The sequence below is a fragment of the Micromonospora acroterricola genome (assembly GCF_003172955.1).
In the GTDB taxonomy this organism is placed as follows: Bacteria; Actinomycetota; Actinomycetes; order Mycobacteriales; family Micromonosporaceae; genus Micromonospora; species Micromonospora acroterricola.
Window position 1 is genome coordinate 1 of sequence record NZ_QGKR01000101.1, and the last position, 2,895, is coordinate 2,895.

The 2,895-nt window shown below is 72.4% G+C and carries 4 protein-coding genes; all 4 read right to left on the reverse strand.

Annotated elements, in window-relative coordinates:
* Window positions 1-2 precede the first annotated feature (2 nt).
* The 4 genes from DKT68_RS03020 to DKT68_RS03035 all read right to left on the reverse strand — a co-directional run bounded on the left by DKT68_RS03020 (window position 3) and on the right by DKT68_RS03035 (window position 2,783).
* Window positions 3-644 carry a hypothetical protein gene (locus DKT68_RS03020; protein WP_109815903.1) on the reverse strand — a complete coding sequence of 214 codons (642 nt, stop codon included), beginning with the start codon at window positions 642-644 and terminating at the stop codon, window positions 3-5.
* Between the two features lie 72 nt (window positions 645-716).
* The gene (locus DKT68_RS03025) at window positions 717-1,559 is read right to left on the reverse strand and encodes a hypothetical protein (protein ID WP_109815904.1); all 843 of its coding nucleotides are present in this window, start codon (window positions 1,557-1,559) and stop codon (window positions 717-719) included.
* Window positions 1,560-1,648: 89 nt separating this feature from the next.
* Window positions 1,649-2,254, reverse strand: coding sequence for a DUF4178 domain-containing protein (locus DKT68_RS03030; protein ID WP_109815905.1), 606 nt, complete (start codon window positions 2,252-2,254; stop codon window positions 1,649-1,651).
* Between the two features lie 148 nt (window positions 2,255-2,402).
* Window positions 2,403-2,783 carry a hypothetical protein gene (locus DKT68_RS03035; protein WP_109815906.1) on the reverse strand — a complete coding sequence of 127 codons (381 nt, stop codon included), beginning with the start codon at window positions 2,781-2,783 and terminating at the stop codon, window positions 2,403-2,405.
* Window positions 2,784-2,895: the final 112 nt, after the last annotated feature.

Consider the following 2,895-nt stretch of genomic DNA (forward strand, 5'->3'; position numbering starts at 1 on the left):
ATCTACACGAGCCTTATCGTCGGCAGCGTCAGAGGTGTATAAGAGACAGGAGCGGACGGCACGACCGGCGCCGTCGGGCGGTGTCGACCGAACCAGGCGTTCGCCGCCGGCAGGGCCAGGAGCGTTGCTACCACAAGGTAACCGAGGCCCTGTCCGACGGAAAGCCCCGCGTTGAGCGGGATCCACCATGACGGGTACGCGTCACCGATCAGGCCCAGCAACTCCGCGGTGGCGCGCTCGTCGGCACCGAGCCGCAGCGGCGCGGCCCGTTCGCCGACGAGCACCGCCACGCTGCAACAGCCGGCGAGCAGACCGAGGCCGCAGACCACCCAGGTGGCCACCCGGACGCCGTTGCGACCAGCCGGCAGCGAGAGCGCCAGCCCGGCGAGCACCAACGCGGAGAGCGCGGCGACCACGGCCGACACCGCCGCGGACGCGCGCAGCAGGGTCACCACGTCGTCGATCTGCTGCGGGCTCGCCGAAGTGTCCCGGGCGGCGGTACGGAACGCGTCGACCGTTCGGCCGAGCACCGCCAGGTCGACGACGGTGTACGCGAGCGCGCCGACCGCCATCACCAGCAGCACCGCTGTGGCCAGCAGGACCACGGCGGGCCGGCGGGCCGCTGTCGATTCCGGGTACGACACGACGAATCCCTCCGGTAGGCGTCGGGTTGCAACCTACTCGGAGGGATCGTCGGCGTCGTGGTTATCGAACGGTCAACTCGTCGACGGCGGGGTCGGCCCGGGACGGTCGGACGGCGGCGTGTCGTCCGGTCGGTCCGCACCGGACGGGCCCGACGAGGACGGGGGCCCGGACGGCGGCGGGTAACCCGGCTGCCCCGACCCGGACGCCTGGCCCGGCGTGGACGGGTAGCCCGGCTCGCCGCTGGACGGGTAGCCCGGCTGGCCCGGGGTCTGCGGGTAGCCCGGCTGCGCGGTGGTCTGCGGGTAGCCCGGGTAGCTGGCGCCCGGGGTGGGCGGCTCCCAGCCCGCGGTGGGCTTGCGGAAGAACTCGTTGGCCTTCGGGAGCGCCAGCAGGATCAGCGCGGCGAGCAGCGCGATCAGGCTGACCACGCCGAGCAGGAGGCTGACCGGGGTGATCCAGGAGGGCAGCGCCTCGTCGAGCCGGCGCTGGATCTCCTCGCCGCTCGGCATGTCGCCACCGGTGTCCCCGCCGGTGGTGAAGCTGCCGGCCGCCCCGCTGAGCAGGGTGCCACCCACGCAGCAGACCATGATGCCGCCGATGATCCAGGTGGTGATCCGGGCACCGTTGCGGCCCTGGTTGTTGAGCAGGGCCAACACACCCAGGGCGACCGCGAGCAGCAGCAGGAGGATGCTGCTGCCGAGGCCGAAGGCGAAGAAGAAGTCCGCCACCTGGTCGGCGCCTTCGGCGGAGCTGCCCTCGTACGCGTCACGCAGCACGTCGCGGGTCTTGCCGATGGTGGAGAGGGTGAGGATCAGACTGATCACCTGGCACGCCAGGAACAGGAAGAGCAGGTAGCTGGAAATCGTCACGATGGACGGCCGCTGGCGGGCCGGCGTGCTCTGGGAATCGACCACGATTCTCCTTCCCTAGATCGCCCACACCGTATCGACAACTGGCCACCTTGGCATGCCCTGGCGACCTCGGCGCGCCCGTCGCGTCCGGCTCAGCGCTCTTCGGCAGTGGGTGGGATCGTCAGCTCAGCGGGGTCGAGCAGGTCGCCGCGGGCCACCAGCCAGCCCTCTTCGCCGTACGCCTCGAAGGAGAGCCGCGCGTCGCCGCCGGACTGGTAGTCGTGGTAGCGCATGGTCCCGGCCGCCGGCAGCCCGGTCTCGCCGATGGCGGTGTAGCGCGCCTGCCCGGTCTCGGCCCAGGTGTAGCGCCGCCCGCCGAGGTCGATGGTCGGGGCGCCCGGGGTGACGGTCGCGCCGGGCTCGGCGGTCCAGAGCACCAGTTCGAGGTCGGGGCCGCCGCCCTCCACCGACAGGCGGTGGTGGGTGCCGGAGCCGTCGTCGAGCAGGTGCTGCACCCAGCTCCAGTCCCCCTCGACGAGGCGGATCGTGCCGCTCACGGCGTACTCCCGCTCGCGGATGCGCAGGCGGTCGCCGACGGACAGACCGTGTGGGCCGCCGCGCGACGGTTCCGTCGCCCGGCCACGCGCGGGTCGCTCGCCGGGCCGGGTCGCCGCCCGCCGCCGGGCCCGCACGACGAGCACGACCACGACCACCGCGAGTACGGCCACCGCCGCCAGGTACGCCACCGACAGGTCCACCGACCACCTCCCCAGGTACGTCGGCGCAGACGGTAACAACCCCCGGCACCGGAGTGACTCGTGTCGTGACCGAAAGCTCAGCTACTGACGGCATCCACCGCGTCGCCGGGCGTGGCGGCGGCGGTGTGGACGGTCCGGTGGAAACGGATCACGCCGCGGCGAGTCGCTGGGCGGCGTACTCGCCGAGGGTGGAACGCCCCATCACGCAGCCGACGAACGTCGTGAACTCGGTCGGGTCGTCCCGCAGTGACGTCCAGGCCGCTCGGGCCGCCGTCGGGTCGATCCGCTCCAGCAGCGTGGCCGCGTACGCCCGGCCGGCGGGTGAGCCCTCGGCCAGCACCCGGTCGAGTCGCTCGCGTACCTCCTCGGGGTGGTCGTCGAGGGCGGCCTCGACCCGGTTGTACGCCTCGGTCACCGGCAGCAGCGTGCCGGCGAAGCCGACCCCGCCGAAGGCGAGCGTGTCGGCCGCGACCAACTCGTCAGCGGCGGCGTCCAGGTCCCGTTCCCACTTCTTCCCGATGCCGAACATGTCCCCATCCTTTCCCCGCCGGCGCCACCCCGACCCTGTTGATCATGAAGTTGTTGCCCCGACTCGCCGAGCCGAGAGCAACAACCTCATGATCAACGCGGGTGGCGGGGTG

Bases quoted from the DNA above. Each gene is read 5' to 3' on its own strand.
- DKT68_RS03035 (WP_109815906.1), bottom strand. From the start codon at position 2,783: ATGTTCGGCATCGGGAAGAAGTGGGAACGGGACCTGGACGCCGCCGCT.